The organism is Myroides sp. LoEW2-1 (assembly GCF_009767705.1).
Taxonomy (GTDB): domain Bacteria; phylum Bacteroidota; class Bacteroidia; order Flavobacteriales; family Flavobacteriaceae; genus Flavobacterium; species Flavobacterium album_A.
Map to the genome: position 1 here is coordinate 1 of NZ_WSPP01000363.1, position 15,647 is coordinate 15,647.

Genomic DNA, 15,647 nt, shown 5'->3' on the forward strand with positions numbered 1-15,647 from the left:
AATAGATGCTAAAAATGTACAAGATGCATTAGATAAGTTAGCTGATAATCTAGGTAAAGGAGCAGGAGTAAAGTTACAGGATAAAGGAGACGGAAAAGTAACGCTAGTGGCTGATAATGGAGATGAGTTAGGAAGCGTTGATAAAGCAGGGTTAGTAGACAATACTAATGGTACTTATACATTTACTAATGGTAATGGTAAAGATGTTACTATCAATGTTCCGCAATCTGTAATTAACCAGTTTGACAAAATTATCAATGGAGGACCAATTACAGTTAATGGAAATACATATACTACAGTAGAGGAGTATTTTAAAGATTTTGTTGAGAAGAACGAAACGGTAACTACGTTAAATAACAATAATGACGGTACCTATACTTACACAAGTGAGGATGGAACAGAAACCATCATTGATATTCCAACAAGTGTAGTTAAGCAATTCGAGACTATTGTTAAACAGCCTGTAATAGTTGATGGACGTACATTCACTAATGTGGATGAGTATATTAAATATGTAACGGAATCAAAAGGTGGATTTACCAAGATTGTCTACGATGCTACAACAGGTGATGTTATCTTCCAAGAGTGGAACGAGACTACTAACTCATGGGTAAATGTTGATAACACTAAGTTTAGCACTATTGTTAAAGCAAACGAGACTGTTACGACATTAGTTGAAAATGCTGATGGTACTTATACTTACTATAATGAGAAAGAAATAGATGCAAACGGGCAACCATTAACAGGTGAAACAGGAGTAACAATTGATCCAAAAGAAGTATCAGTTGCTTTAAATACCACAAAGAATGTGTATGAGTTCAAAAACTCAAATGGTGATGTAATTGGTAAGATCGACGCGAATGCAAATGCAATTGTTTATAATGATAACTCTACAAACCTTGGTGTAACAAATGTTCAAGGAGCGATAGAGAAATTATTAGAAAAAATAACAACAGTAGAAGGGACTAGTGGTGATTTAGTGGTATCAGGTGGTCTTGAATTTACAGCTAAAACAACAGGAATTAAAGCCTTACTCGCTGATGCTAATATTCAAGTAGCAGACCAAGGAATAACGAACGAAAAATTAGGTGAACAGTCTGTTACTTCTGATAAAATGAAAGCAACAGTTGCAGACGGGAATGGAGCTTCTAAAAATGCAGAAGAAGGTATGGTACCTGTGGCTAATGCTGATGGAACAGTTACTTATAATAAAGTTAACGCTAAGCATGTTACTTATACGAAGCCTACTGAGGATAACGGATTAGTATCTAATACTGTAGAGGGAGTAATCAATGAATTAGCAGGTAAAAAAGGTGATCTTAAAGTGACAGGAGGTATGTTAACTATCGATGATGGTGGTAAAGATGCTCTACGTCATGAGGCTACTATTTCTTTAAACCTTGAGGGAATGAATGCTATTGTTGAGACTAAAGTAGATTATACAGCTAAAGTAGAAGATGTAATTGTTTTGGCAATTGCTGAATCTAAAGACTTAGTAGTTACTCTGCCTGATGCAGCAGCAAACACAGGAAAGAAATATACAATCAAAAAACACGATGCTAAAGAAGATTTCTATGTAACTGTAAAAGGAAACATAGAGGGAGCAAGTGAGTTATACACAGCTCTTCCTTACTCTGGATGGGATCTGGTATCTGATGGTACTAAATGGCAAATCGTTAACAAATTTTAATCACCTTACTTAACAAGAATACATAATGAAAAAAATAATATTATCAGCTACAGTTGCTTTCACAGTTTTAGCAACTTCAAATATATACGCTCAACAAGGATTCGGAACAAATACACCAGATAGATCATCTGCTGTAGAAATCGTTTCGGGTAAACGTGGTTTATTGATTCCTAGATTAGAGTTAAAAGGTACTAAAATAGCTTCTCCTGTATCTAAACCTGCTAATGCGTTATTTGTTTACAATACTGCTACAGCAGCAGATGTAACTCCAGGATTTTACTACTGGGAAACAGAAGATCAAAATGATGAGACTAAAGGTAGATGGGTACGTTTTGTATCATCTAACTCAAGAAGTGCTGTAACCGTTTCTGAAGGAGATAATGTGAAAGTAGATCCAATTACAACTGGACACGATACTGAATATAAAGTAAGTGTAAAAGGAGGAACTGCTCCTAACCAAGTGTTAGTTACTAAAAAAGATGGAGATAATTATATCACTGAATGGGTTAATCCAGAGGAATTTATAATAGGTGTAAATGGTGTTACAGCAGAAAAAGTTGGAGATGAAGTACATGTAGGATTAGGTGGTGATTTATCAAAAGCTACTCAAATCAAGACTACAGATAAAAATACATTAGCTATCTCTGGTTTAGAAATTTTAGTAGGTAAAGATGCTACTGGTGGAAATAAATTTGATGCTAATACACATAATATCGTAGTAATGGGACCTGACGGTATTTTAAAGAATGTATCTGCTAAGGATTTAATGGAAGATGCTATTGATAAGGAGGCTATTAATGGAAAAGCTTTAACTTCTACAGGAAAATCTATTCAAATAGAGGGTGAAGCTGCTACAGCTCTTTTAAAAGATGTGAATATCGAAGTTAAAGGAGGAGAAAAAGCAGGTCAAGTATTAGTTACTAAAAAAGAAGGAGACAAATTCGTTACTGAATGGGTTGATGCTGATAAAGTAGGCGTAGAAGTAACTAATGGTCTTCAAAAGATTACTGATGGTACAACTACTAAATTAGGTTTAGGTGGTGTTTTAACAGAAGATAAAACTAGTATTACAACGACAGATAATAATGTTTTAGCTATAGAAGGACTAACTCATGTTGATAAACCTGTAACTGATGGTAATAATATAGTTATCGCAGATAAAGAGGGTGTGTTAAAACAAACATCTGCTAAAAACTTAATTGAAGATGCTATTGAGAAAGGTACAGATGGTACAGATCCATTAAAAGCAAAAACATTAAAAGGAGAAGGAATTACGGTAACTGCTGGTGCTGTGGTTGGAACAACTCTTGAAGTTGCTAACTCTTTATTGAAAGATGTGACTTTAGGTATTGCTGATAATGCGATTACAACTAATAAAATTAACGACGGTGCAGTAACACAAGATAAGTTATATGCAGGTAGTAAAGATGCCGATGGAAACACAACTCAAGCGGCAGAAGGAACTGTACCTGTGGCAAATGCTGATGGGACTGTTACTTATAAAAATGTATCTACAGCATTAGGAGCTGATTTAACTACTGATGGTAAGATTGTTATCGGTGATAACCAATCTACAACCAATAAAGTAGAGAATGCTGTGTTAGTAGCTACTCAACTAAGTATTAAAGAAGGAAGTATTACATCTACAGAGATTCTTGATGGTACAATAGCAAATGTTGACTTAGGCAATGGAGCTGTATCGGCAGATAAAATGACTTCTAACACTACAGCTAATGGAACAGCTACTCCTGCAGGAGAAGGACAGATTCCAGTTGCAGATGGTAAAGGTGGAGTTACTTATAAAGAAATCTCTGGTGAGACTCTTAAAGGTAAAGCATTAGAATCTAAATCGATTGTTGTAACAGGTGGAACAACAGCTTTGTTAGATGAGACAACAATAGAAATAAAAGGAGGTACTACTGCAGGTCAAGTATTAGTAACTAAAGAAGTTACAGATAGTGAAGGTAAAGTTACTTATGTAACAGAATGGATTGATGCTTCTGCTTTAGGTAACACAGTTACAGCGAGTAATGGTTTAACTAAAGCTGGTAATGATATTCAATTAGGTGGAAGAGTTGATAAAAATACTGTTTTAGCAATTGATAATACTAAAGGTGGTTCATTAGCTATTACTGGATTAGATGCGCCTGCAGATAAAGATACTGTTTTAGAAAATGTAAAAATCGGAACAGACGGTAAGTTATATGCTGTTAGTAAATCTGAATCTACAGGAAGTATTACAATCAATAAAGAAGGAGATGTTACTATAGAAGGGGACATACACTATTCTATTAATCAAGAGGAAGTAGTTATTGAAGTTACTTTAGGAGATAAAGACACTAATCTTACCCTTCCAGCTGTTAATGGGACAGAAGGACAAACAATCAGTATTAAGATTGTAAATGCTGATGAAAAGCACAATGGTTATTTAAATATCAAATCAGCAAACGCTGTTTTAGCTTATGGAGCTATGCCATTCCAAGGATGGATTTTAAAGTCTAATGGATCTAAATGGATTGTTGTTGGACGTAACTAATAAAAAATAGAATACAAAAGATGAAAAAGACATACATAGGATTTGCCGGACTTAGTTTATTGCTTTTATTAGGAACTCAAACCGTTCAAGCACAACAAGGATTCGGAACAGACAACCCACATAGATCAGCAGCAGTAGATATACAATCCTCAAAAAGAGGATTGTTGATGCCACGTGTAGAGTTAGTTGAAACAACTAATCAAGCGCCTATCACTGCGCCTGAAACATCATTGATGGTATATAATATAGCTACATCTAAGGATGTTACACCAGGTTATTACTATTGGGACGGAGCTAAATGGGCTCGTTTTGCTAAACAATCTGAGATTACTGAGATAGAATTAAAAGGTGATGTAACAGGTAAAACAGGAGATACAAAAGTTGTAGCTATTCAAGGAACAAGTATTTCAGATGTTGCTCCAACTGCTAATCAGGTATTAACTTATGATGTAACAGAAGGAAAATGGAAAGCGGTAAGCTTAACAGAAAATAACCTGACAAGTTCAAAAGGAATTACAGGTACTGGGATTACTGTAGGAGGTACAGATAATGGAGCAGGATCAGTATTAAAAGAGGTAACTCTTTCGATTACACACGGTGAAGCTAATCAAGTGATGGTAACTAATGCTGATGGAAATGGAACTACTTGGGTAGATCAATCAACTTTAGTTCCTACTACAACTAACGAGTTAATATCTAATGGAAACACACTTACATCTAATGTTAATGGTGTTTCTGAAACAGCTAATATTGTAAATACAATTGAAAACACTTTAGATAAAGATAATAAGTTAGTTACTACAGTTAATGGTAAATCAGGAGAAGGATTAGACTTAACACCAGCTATCGAAGCAGGACAAAAAACAACATCAGTTAAAAATGGTTCTGATAAAGTTACTGTTGTAACTACAGGAGCAGGTACAAAAGATAAAAATACAGAGTATACTGTTGATGTAGTAGAAAAAGAACTAAGCCTACAGAATATTGGAGGTCAGGTAACTAATACACAAATTACTGATGGTGCTGTAACAACAGAAAAGATCAAACCAGGTAAAAATGGAGAGGTATTAGTTACTGTAAATGATGGTGAGAAAGAAGTAACTAAATGGGTATCTCAAAAAGATATCGTTAAAGCTAACGAAACAGTTACTACTATTAAAGGAGGAACAAATATTACTGCAACTAAAGCTACAGACTCTCATGAGTACACTTTAGATGTTCCAACAGCTACTAAAGATGTAGCAGGGGTAGTAAAACCAGGAAAGGGATTAGATGTTGCTACTGATGGAACTTTAACAGTAAATTACGATACAGCTAAAAAAGAATTAGCAACAGGTAATGTTACTTCTTCTTCAATTGTTGTTAATGATGATAAAGGAAGTGTAGGTTCTACATTTAAAGATGTTACTTTAGAAATAAAAGCGGGTACTAATGGACAAGTAATGGTTACTAAAGAAGGTAAAGCTACTTGGGTAGCACAATCTGAAATAGTTCCTACAACTACTAATGCTATTAAGACTGATGGAACAAATATTGTAACAACAGTTAACAATCAAAAAGCAGAATTAACTTTAGCAGGTGATGTAGTATTAAAGAATGGTGAAACAGTTGTAGGTGGTATTCAAGGTACGCCTGTAAGTGAAACTAAACCAGCTGCTGGACAAACTTTAGTTTATAATACAACTACAAATACTTGGGAACCAGGTACACCAAATGTAGGAGTTGACAACGTTACTGATGGTAAGAATTTAACTGCTGCAGATGGAGATGCTGCAACAATTGAAGTTGTAAATGGTGGATTAAAAGCTGTATTAGTTGAGACAAGTTTAAGAGTAAAAGAAGAGTCAATTACTTCTAAAGAAATTAAAAATGGTACTATTAAACCAGAGGATGTCGCTAAAGCTGGCAAGAATCAAGTATTAGTTACTGATAGTTCTGGAGTTCCAACTTGGAAAAATCAAAATAAAGTAGCTCCTCAGTTCTTCTATATGCCAGCAGTTATTTTTGATACAAAGTCAAAAGGGACTAAATTAAGTAGAGATTTATATAAAGAGTATGTAGATCAGTTTACAGGAGGAAAAGTAGGAGTAGGAAATGCGGAATATCCTATTGCTCATGGTGCAGGTGGATATACAATGCCTTATACAGGAGGAATAGTAGGGAGTACTGATGCTCCAGCAGATATAGCTGTATTTGATAAAGGAGAGCTTCATTACTATGTGACTTATTATGACACAAAAGTATTTGCTAATTTGAGTATAGATAAAGATGGTAAGCTTACTTATGACATCATTGGTAATGCGACACCTGCCTCATATATGAATATCGTTTTTGTAATCAAATAACGAAAAATAGTTAGGTATCTTTAGCTTAAGATACTTATTAAACTAAATTATAATTACAAATATAATATGATATATAAAATTATAAATAAGATAACAATCAAAGTAGTACTTACTCTAAGTTTAGTCTTAGGAGTAAGTACCACTATGTTGGCAGATGGTTCTAGAAATCTATACCCTAGTGGTGTGAGTGGACATCGTGCTTTTTTATTAGGTAAGGGATATGCTTCACCTGAAGCAATACCTTTTCCAAATGAAGGAGCACATTACGTGTATGCTAAAGAAGGAGAAATCATCACAATGGCATCTTCTGCCCAAGGAAATGGACGTTGGGATGCTAAGGGAGGAATTAATTTATTTAATCCTGTTGGTATTGAAGTTATTAATAATCAAATAGAAGGACAAATTCCAAGTCGTTCTGCTGAATTGGCAGGGCCTAGGTTATCAGCTACTAGTCAAGGTGGATATACTCCTATTTATTATGAAGTTCCAAAAGGAGGAGAGGGAATTTATCGTGTAGAATTTGCTTCTAGAAGTACATCTGCATCTAGTGCTATAGTTAGTGCTAATGGTAATTGGATTCAAGGTAATAATGCAGCTATTGCAGCATGGGATGTGTCAGTGATTAATAAGGGTAAAACTAAGTTTATTGAGGGACGTGTTTATACTACAAATCTGAATTTTACTAATGGGAATGATAATGCTGTTGCGTATCAAAATGTTAATTTTAATGGACGTTTTTTTGTTCGTACTAATGATGGGTTTACGTATAGAGTGACTCATAAGGGGTCTTCAGGTATTGTATGGGCATTTTTTGTGAATAACAATGGTTTTTTTGATTATTACACAAAGAACTCTTTATATAAGAGTATGAATAGTGAAGCTAGTCAAGTTATTCATAATATTCATAATCCTAATACTCCAGATGATGATAGTAATATTACCCATAAGATCTACTATACATTACCTGCGGAAGATATGCCTAATAAGGCAAAAGTTGCTATTAATAGTTCATCTTATGGTTTGACTACATGGTTAAATCCTACAGTTATAGAGCCAGAAGTATCTAATGTGAAGATAGTAGGTGCTGAAGGGACAGTAGGTGTTTTTGGACATAAAGGTGGGTACATAGAGTTTGACGCTCCTATAAGTGGACAGCAGTTTACGATTGATATCATAAATAATGGATTTGTATTTAAAAAATTAGAAGGAAATACTAAAGAAGGACACAATAAAATTTATTGGGATGGAGTAGGAACAGATGGAAAAACGAAGCTAAAAGGTGTAGTTCCGGTTGATCTAAATGTACAATTACAAGGTGCTGAAGTTCACTTCCCTTTCTTTGATATGGAATATAATATAGGAGGTATAGCTATCGAATTATTAGATTATCATAATTATAATAATGTTCTATCAGATTTAGTATTTTGGGATGATAGTGATATTACAGAAGGTTTTTGGACAAAAGATCGTTGGAATCGTGATGTATGGATGGATTATACAGTAGGTGATAAAGTTAATCCTATAAAAAATACACATTTAATTCTAGGGAATAAAGGAATTAGTAGTAATATTAATGGACATAAGTGGGGAGCAAATGGTACAGGTGCTATTGGTACATTTGGTGATAAAAAGTCAATGGATACTTGGACGTTCAGAGTTGGAAATAAAAAAGAGATTAAGACAGAGGTTGTTATAAAAGAGGCTGACCTTTATACGAATATTACTTATAAAGTAGGTGGTACTAGTAAAGGACATAAAGGAGATACAGTAGATTATGTAGTGACAGCAGGTAATAAAGGACCTTCTGATATTATAGCAGATGCTAGTAAAGGAATTCATGGTGCCCCTTTTACATTTACAGTACCTCCAGGAGTGGATGTAATCAATCCAAAAGGAGTAAAAGCAACTTTTAAATGTGCGAATGGAAATGCTAAAGAATCAGTAGCACTTACTTATGATCCTCTAACGCGTACATTCCGTTCAGAATTACAAATACCTAATGGATGTACAGTTGAGTATAAAATCACGGGAGTGTTAAACGGTATGACAGGATCAATGATTGCAGAATCAACGATTATGAGACCTGCTGATGTTTCTGATCCAGATGCAACAAATGGAGACCCAAATGTGAAACCAACGAATCCACATTATGAATGTTATAATAATGATTCAGGTAATTTACCTGGAGGAAATGGATCAATAGGATGTAACAATATCAATGAAGTTGTCTTTATGGCACTTGGAGAATGTGTAGATAAGATATTGTATTTTGAAGATTTTGATCGTGGATATTGGAATGTGAATTCTGGAAGAACGGATTGGAGTCAACGAGCTTCTATTAGTATAGGAGCGAATGGAGAGATATTGAGAAATCAGGATGGTTCGATAAAAAGACAAGGCCCTAGAGGAGGAGCGACAGCATCTTATCTTTTTGCACCAGGTGTTAACGATAGTCGTTATGCAGGTGCGAATAGAAATCCTCATAGTGAAACTATCTCTGTAGCACGTATCAAAAATGGATATTACTCTGTAAATCCTCCTGGGTATGTACAGATGGGTATCCCTACAGCAGATTCTTGGCATGAAGGAATATGGGTAGAGAATGCACCAAGTAATGATCCAACTGAAGCAAATAGTAATTTTGACTGGACTCCAGCTTGGGATAATGCTAAAGCGATAAGAGATATGTCTGGAGCAGTAAATGGTTCAGCATTCTTAGTAAGAGGAGCTGCTTCAGCTGCGCAAAGCATTAAACCGTTTTATGAGTTTGAATTAGCAGAAAAAATAGAGAAAGACAGAGTTTATACTTTAGATATCTATTCTTATGTGACTTACCATGATAAAGATTATATGATCATGGATGTGTTAGATAAAGAGACTGGTCATATCTATGCATCAGTTCCATTGAAGTATGGAGGTGTTGGATTGCCAGAAGGAGCTAAGCCAGAAGGATTTAGTTTAGGATGGGTACCGTTGACAGCTAGTTTTACATTTGCAGAAGCTGCATGTGATGATGTAGTAAGTAAAAATGTGAAGATTGCTATTCGAGGGAGTCAAGATAGAGCTTTAGAAACTGGAAAAGGTTTTGGACATACTCTGATAGATAATATCACATTCTCTAAGCGCATTCAAGATCCAAGTTGTGGAATCCATGTCTCTAATATTACTTGTGCAGATGAGTGTTATCAAGACATCGTAGGTAAAGGTTTTGGATGGTTTCATAGAGCTGGAGCTCAAAAAGAAGGTAGTAATGTGGTTGAGAAGTTTGAACAACCTGCTACAGATGGAGGATTTGTTGTAGATATTTATCGATTAGACAATTCTTTTAATATGGTTATTAATGGAGTACCTCTTTATAAAGAAGAATTAGAGTTTGAAACAGGCCATGCAAATAGAAATGTACGTTTTAAATCTGATGGAAAAAGATTTGGAGAGACAGGAACTAGTGCTGTTTGGAATGTGAATAAAAACCCTAATGGTGATGAAAGTGATAACAAACATATTGATCAGAATGATCGATTTAATAATCCTTCACCAGTTATCCGTGTTAATATTGATAAATGGGGGAATGTAACATTATGGGGAAAAAGAACTACGGATGCTTTGTTAGAAGAATTGGAAGTGTATGATCGATCTAATGGAAATGTAGCGGTACCGTTGCAAGTAGTACATTGGATTTCAGAAGGAACAGGTGCAAATATCAATAAAGTAGATGTAACTCAAAATGTAATTGGTCAAACGATGATGTATGGTTTTGGTTATGGTCAACAGCAAAAAGAGTGTGAAACTTGTACTATAGAGAAAGAAGGGGTGTTTACAGATGAGAGTAAAGATGGATATGCACAAGTAGGAGAAACAATCTTATATACTTTCGATGTGAAAAATGCTGGTGATATGGATATAGAGGACATTGAGATAATTGACCCATTGTTTGGATTCATCATTAAACTGGATGAACGTACTCATCTGCCATTACAAGAGGGAGTGACTTTCTCAGGTGATAATAACAATAATGGTATTTTGAATAGAAATGAGACTTGGAGGTTCACTGTATCTTATACAGTAACTGAAACTGATATTTTCCAAACTAAAGGGGTATATAATAGAGCAACAGTAAAAGGAGTTGGTAAATTGCCTAAATCAGAACGTAATGTTGAGGAACTTTCAACAGATCCTACACCATATAAAGAAGGTGACGAGGGATGGGATGCTACCTTGCCTAATCACACTTACGTTGCTTTGAAGGCTGATGGATTATTGATTACCAATCCAATGATTTATCAAAAAATAAGATAGTATGAAAAAGATATTTAAAATTGTTGCTTGTACTTCTATGGCTTTGCCTTCTGTGGCAAATGCTCAAGTGCAAGATGGTAAAAATAAAAAGCTGATAAATGAAGGGGTGATCTATGTAGCAGAAGGTGGTGTGCTATCGACAACTTATGACTTTGATAATACCGATAAGGGTTATACCTCTAACGATGGTAGCGTGTACTTTTATAGTAATTTTAATAACGATAATCTTTATACTCATAGCGATTTAACAACAAAGTCAAAAGCTGTTTTTACTCGTTATGAAGGGGCTAAAGGTAAACAAATCATCTCGGGAAAGAAGCCATCAGATTTCTATCACATTGTTTTAAATAACCCTGAGAAACAGGTCGCTTTTGATTTAAAGAATGAAGCGAATGTTTACGGCTCAGTGGATTTTCAAGACGGGATAGTAAAAGTTGACTCCTTGCAAGGTATGCTTACTTTTCACCAAGGTGCTCAGGCGTTACAACCAAGTGATAAAAGTCACGCAGAGGGATTTGTAGAGAAGATCGGAAACGAAGAGTTTCAGTATCCAAAAGGAGACAAAGGCATGTACCGCTATGCGCGTATAAGTGCTCCAGAGGGAGAGAAGGATTCTTACCAAGGAAAATACAATACAGAGGATCACAACTTTTTCCGCGTTCGCTCTAACACCTCAGGGGTGATAAACTTGTTGAATAAGAATGAGTATTGGACGGTTGAAAGAGCTAAGGACAACTTAAAGGGAGATGTAATGCTAACGCTAAGTTGGGATGAGCGCACAACTCCGAAAGAATTACTTGTCAATCCCCAAGAAGAACTGCACATTGTTCGCTGGGATAGCAAGCAGCAAATCTGGGTTGACGAAGGTGGAGTGGTTGATTTAGACAAGAAGGAAATCACTACCCCGACAAGTGTGAAAGGCTATGGTTTCTTTACTCTTGCTACGGTTAAAACAGATTGGTTATTAGACGGAGATGTGGTTATCTATAACCTTGTTTCTCCAAACGGAGATGGTAAGAATGATTACTTTATCATTGACAATATCGAGCGTTTTCCAAACAATACGGTTGAGATTTTCAACCGTTGGGGAGTACGCGTTTACGAAACGAGTAATTACAACTCACGAGGCAATGTGTTTAATGGTTACTCAGATGGCCGGGTGACAGTGGACAAAAGTGAGTTGTTACCAACGGGAACATATTACTACATTGTCACTTATGAGTACAAGGATAAGTTTGGTTCTCGCATGATCAAAAAATCGGGATACCTACACTTAGAGACCAATTAATTAGTTAGATTACATGAATTTACATAAAACAATACAAGCAGTGGGAATCGGCCTAATGACATTAGGCTGCGTTTCTACGGCCAATGCACAACAAGACCCACAGTACACGCAGTACATGTACAATACAGGAGCTATAAATCCGGCTTATGTTGGATCTAAATCAAATTTATCCATCTTTGGTCTTTACCGCACGCAGTGGGTAGGAATGGAAGGAGCACCAAAGACAGCGCATGTATCGGTGTCTACGCCACTTGGTGAGTCAGGTCTTGGTCTTGGAGTAAACTTTGTCAACGACCGATTAGGAGCGATGGATGAGAATAATATCTCTGTGGATCTATCTTATACAATTGACCTTAGTTATGACTATAAATTGGCCTTTGGATTAAAGGGAACGGCTAATTTATTGAGTGTAGACTATCAGAAGCTTCGCATTTTTGATCCATCAGACGGGGTGTCTCAAGAGAATATCAACAACAAGTTTAATCCCAACATAGGAGCAGGGGTATACGTGTACTCCGACAAAGCTTATTTTGGATTGTCTGTTCCCAAGTTTTTACAAGTGGATAGATACAACGACAACTACGATAGTCAAGAGGTCGTGACTATGCGCGAGAAGATGCATTTTTACCTTATGGGGGGATATGTGTTTGACTTGTCTGATAACTTGAAGTTCAAACCCGCTTTCTTGGCCAAGGCAATACAAGGGGCACCTTTACAAGTAGACGTATCGGCAAACTTTTTAATAGCAGAGAAGTTCACCCTAGGAGCGGCTTACCGTTGGGATGCAGCCCTTAGCGCCTTGGCGGGATTCCAAGTAAACGACAATTTATTTGTGGGTTATAGCTACGATGCAGAGACAACCGCTTTGCGTCACTACAACTCAGGATCACACGAGATTGTGCTTCGCTTTGATATTTTTAGTAGAACAGGACGCATCAATGCCCCTCGTTTCTTCTAAGAGTTAACGGTCAATCTAACACAAGACACAGATGATAAGAAAGATACAAAAGATAAGCTTTTTAGTGTGTTTGATGCTCTTTGGAAGTATGAGCATTCACGCGCAACAAGTAAAGCAAAAGAAAGCCGATAAGGAGTTTGAAAAATTAGCTTATATCGATGCAATTAAAGTTTATGAGACCATAGCAGATAAAGGCTATGTGAATCAGTCCATTTTGCAAAAGTTAGGGGATTCGTATTACTTTAACGCAAAACTGGTAGAGGCCAACAAGTGGTATACTCAGCTTTTCGAATCCGAGTATGAGGATAAAGACTTATCTGCATTGGGCTCGGAGTACTACTACCGCTATGCGCAGAGTTTGCGCGCGGTTGAAAACTACGACAAGGCTGACCAGGTAATGCAGGAGTTCTCTAAAATGGAAGTGGATGATGCTAGATCGCAACTCTACTCAGCCAACAAAGCCTATAGAGAACGCATAGCTGAGATGCCAGAGCGATACCAGTTGAAGAACTTGGATATAAACTCGGAGTATTCCGATTATGGAGCGGCGCTTTTAGACAACAAACTTGTGTTTACATCCGCTAGAGAAACTCAAGATACAAGAGAGAGTAAAAGACATCAATGGACCAACGAGAGTTACACAAGTTTGTATGCAAGTGAGATCAATCCCGATGGTAGCTTCTCAGAGCCAGTGAAGTTATCCAAAGTGTTGGACTCAAAGGTAAACGACGCTACAGCGGTGTTTACTCAAGATGGAAAGACGATGTACTTTACGCGCAACAATTCAAAGAAAAGCGGAAAGAAAAAGAGAAATAAACAAGACGATACGCTATTGAAGATTTACAAAGCGAGTCTAAACGATCAGGGAGAGTGGGATAATGTAGTGGAGTTGCCTTTCAACTCGGATGACTTTAACACCGCTCACCCAGCACTTACTCCAGATGAGAAGTGGTTGTACTTCTCCTCGGATAGAGAAGGTACAAAAGGCGCTTCGGATATCTTTCGAGTGAGTATCTCAAGTCAAGCAGAGTATGGAGAGGTTCAAAACATAGGAGAAGGAGTAAATACTCCAGGTAGAGAGACTTTTCCGTTTATATCTTCGGACAACCTGCTTTTCTTTAGCTCGGATGGACATCCAGGCCTTGGGGGATTAGATGTGTTTGTAGCTAGAATCTACTCCGATGGAACTGTATCAGAGGTAACCAATCTTGGTATGCCGATAAACAGTAGTTTAGACGACTTTGGCTTTTACCTAAACACAAACTCTGGTAAGGGATTTGTGAGCTCGAATCGCCAAGGAGGCAAGGGGTCTGATGATATTTACTTTGTCAGCGAGAAAGCTTGTCAACAGCAAATAGAGGGAACAGTCTATGATATTAAAACAGAAAAGGTACTCTCTAATGCAATGGTTATAATCTCCGATGCCATGTATCAACAAGTAGATACGCTATATACAGATGAGAAGGGATACTATCTCTCAGAGCTTAAGTCGTGTGGTAAGAAATACCGCCTTCAAGCCTCAAAACAAGAGTATAGTACAGTGGAACTTGTTTTAAACGCAGACCGCACCTTTGGCAAGCGAACAGTTAATGTGGGTCTTGACAAGGCAACAGAAGAAGTAACGGTTAATGATGACTTGTTTAAGAAGTTGAAATTACAGCCAATTTACTTTGACTTTGACAAGTCAAATATTCGCCCAGATGCAGCTATAGAGCTAATCAAGGTGGTAGAGGTAATGAAACTGTATCCAAATATGAAAGTAGATGTTCGTTCTCATACAGATAGTAGAGGAAACGATAACTACAATATGAGCTTGTCGGATCGCCGAGCAAAATCAACTGTGAAGTGGATGATCGAGCAAGGAATCGACAAGAGTAGATTAACTGGCAAAGGATATGGAGAGAGTCAGTTGATAAATAAATGTAGCAACGGAGTACCGTGCTCGATTGAGGAACACCAACTCAATAGAAGAAGTGAATTTATTGTAATAGAATTATAATAGAAACAAGTGTGCTGTGCACAAACAACAAAACAATTTTTTTTCGACCATCCTGCTGTAGGATACAAAACTAACAGCACTTAGCCTTGAAAAGCCTTCCCATTTGGGAGGGCTTTTCTTATATAATGTTTCTAGTTGTATGAGTGTAATTATTATCTGTTTTGCAGAAGTATTACATTGACTGATGATACTAGTTTGTTGTTATGAATTTTATCAAGTGAATTCGCTTTATATCTTTAAAAAGTAAAGAGAGGTTTATATTTAAGTTATTGTATATATATTTTAGGAGCTATTTAATGTAACTTACTTAATATTAAATAAAATTACTGCATAAAATAATTTTGGCATGATTAATGTAGAAGAGGACATGCAACAAAAACAAAACAATAGATTAACTATAGCGTAAACAAATGACTTTACAAGTAGTTAGAAACTATACAAAAGTGCTTTGCACAAACAACAAACCCAAATTCTCTTAAACTCATAAAGGCTATCTGTTTACAGATAGCCTTTATTTTTTTACTCACTTAAGAAT

The 15,647-nt window shown here is 36.3% G+C and carries 6 protein-coding genes and 1 pseudogene; all 7 read left to right on the forward strand.

Annotated elements, in window-relative coordinates:
* Positions 1–1,690: pseudogene (locus GOQ24_RS15980) on the forward strand (hypothetical protein); the annotation flags it as partial.
* Positions 1,691–1,715: 25 nt separating this feature from the next.
* Entirely contained in the window at positions 1,716–4,226 is a 2,511-nt protein-coding gene (locus GOQ24_RS15985) for a hypothetical protein (RefSeq protein WP_160340148.1), read from the forward strand.
* Between the two features lie 20 nt (positions 4,227–4,246).
* Positions 4,247–6,571 (forward strand): hypothetical protein, encoded by a 2,325-nt coding sequence (locus GOQ24_RS15990; protein WP_160340149.1) that lies wholly within the window; start codon positions 4,247–4,249, stop codon positions 6,569–6,571.
* Positions 6,572–6,637: 66 nt separating this feature from the next.
* Positions 6,638–10,867 carry a hypothetical protein gene (locus GOQ24_RS15995; RefSeq protein ID WP_160340150.1) on the forward strand — a complete coding sequence of 1,410 codons (4,230 nt, stop codon included), beginning with the start codon at positions 6,638–6,640 and terminating at the stop codon, positions 10,865–10,867.
* A gap of 1 nt (position 10,868) precedes the next feature.
* Positions 10,869–12,155: a gliding motility-associated C-terminal domain-containing protein gene (locus GOQ24_RS16000; RefSeq protein ID WP_160340151.1), complete on the forward strand. Its 1,287-nt coding sequence runs from the start codon at positions 10,869–10,871 to the stop codon at positions 12,153–12,155.
* Positions 12,156–12,168: 13 nt separating this feature from the next.
* Positions 12,169–13,113 (forward strand): type IX secretion system membrane protein PorP/SprF, encoded by a 945-nt coding sequence (locus GOQ24_RS16005; protein ID WP_160340152.1) that lies wholly within the window; start codon positions 12,169–12,171, stop codon positions 13,111–13,113.
* Between the two features lie 31 nt (positions 13,114–13,144).
* Positions 13,145–15,112: an OmpA family protein gene (locus tag GOQ24_RS16010; protein ID WP_160340153.1), complete on the forward strand. Its 1,968-nt coding sequence runs from the start codon at positions 13,145–13,147 to the stop codon at positions 15,110–15,112.
* The last annotated feature ends 535 nt before the right edge of the window (positions 15,113–15,647 follow it).

Coding starts and splice junctions, on each gene's coding strand:
- GOQ24_RS15985 (WP_160340148.1), top strand. CDS start 1,716: ATGAAAAAAATAATATTATCAGCTACAGTTGCTTTCACAGTTTTAGCA.
- GOQ24_RS15990 (WP_160340149.1), top strand. CDS start 4,247: ATGAAAAAGACATACATAGGATTTGCCGGACTTAGTTTATTGCTTTTA.
- GOQ24_RS15995 (WP_160340150.1), top strand. CDS start 6,638: ATGATATATAAAATTATAAATAAGATAACAATCAAAGTAGTACTTACT.
- GOQ24_RS16000 (WP_160340151.1), top strand. CDS start 10,869: ATGAAAAAGATATTTAAAATTGTTGCTTGTACTTCTATGGCTTTGCCT.
- GOQ24_RS16005 (WP_160340152.1), top strand. CDS start 12,169: ATGAATTTACATAAAACAATACAAGCAGTGGGAATCGGCCTAATGACA.
- GOQ24_RS16010 (WP_160340153.1), top strand. CDS start 13,145: ATGATAAGAAAGATACAAAAGATAAGCTTTTTAGTGTGTTTGATGCTC.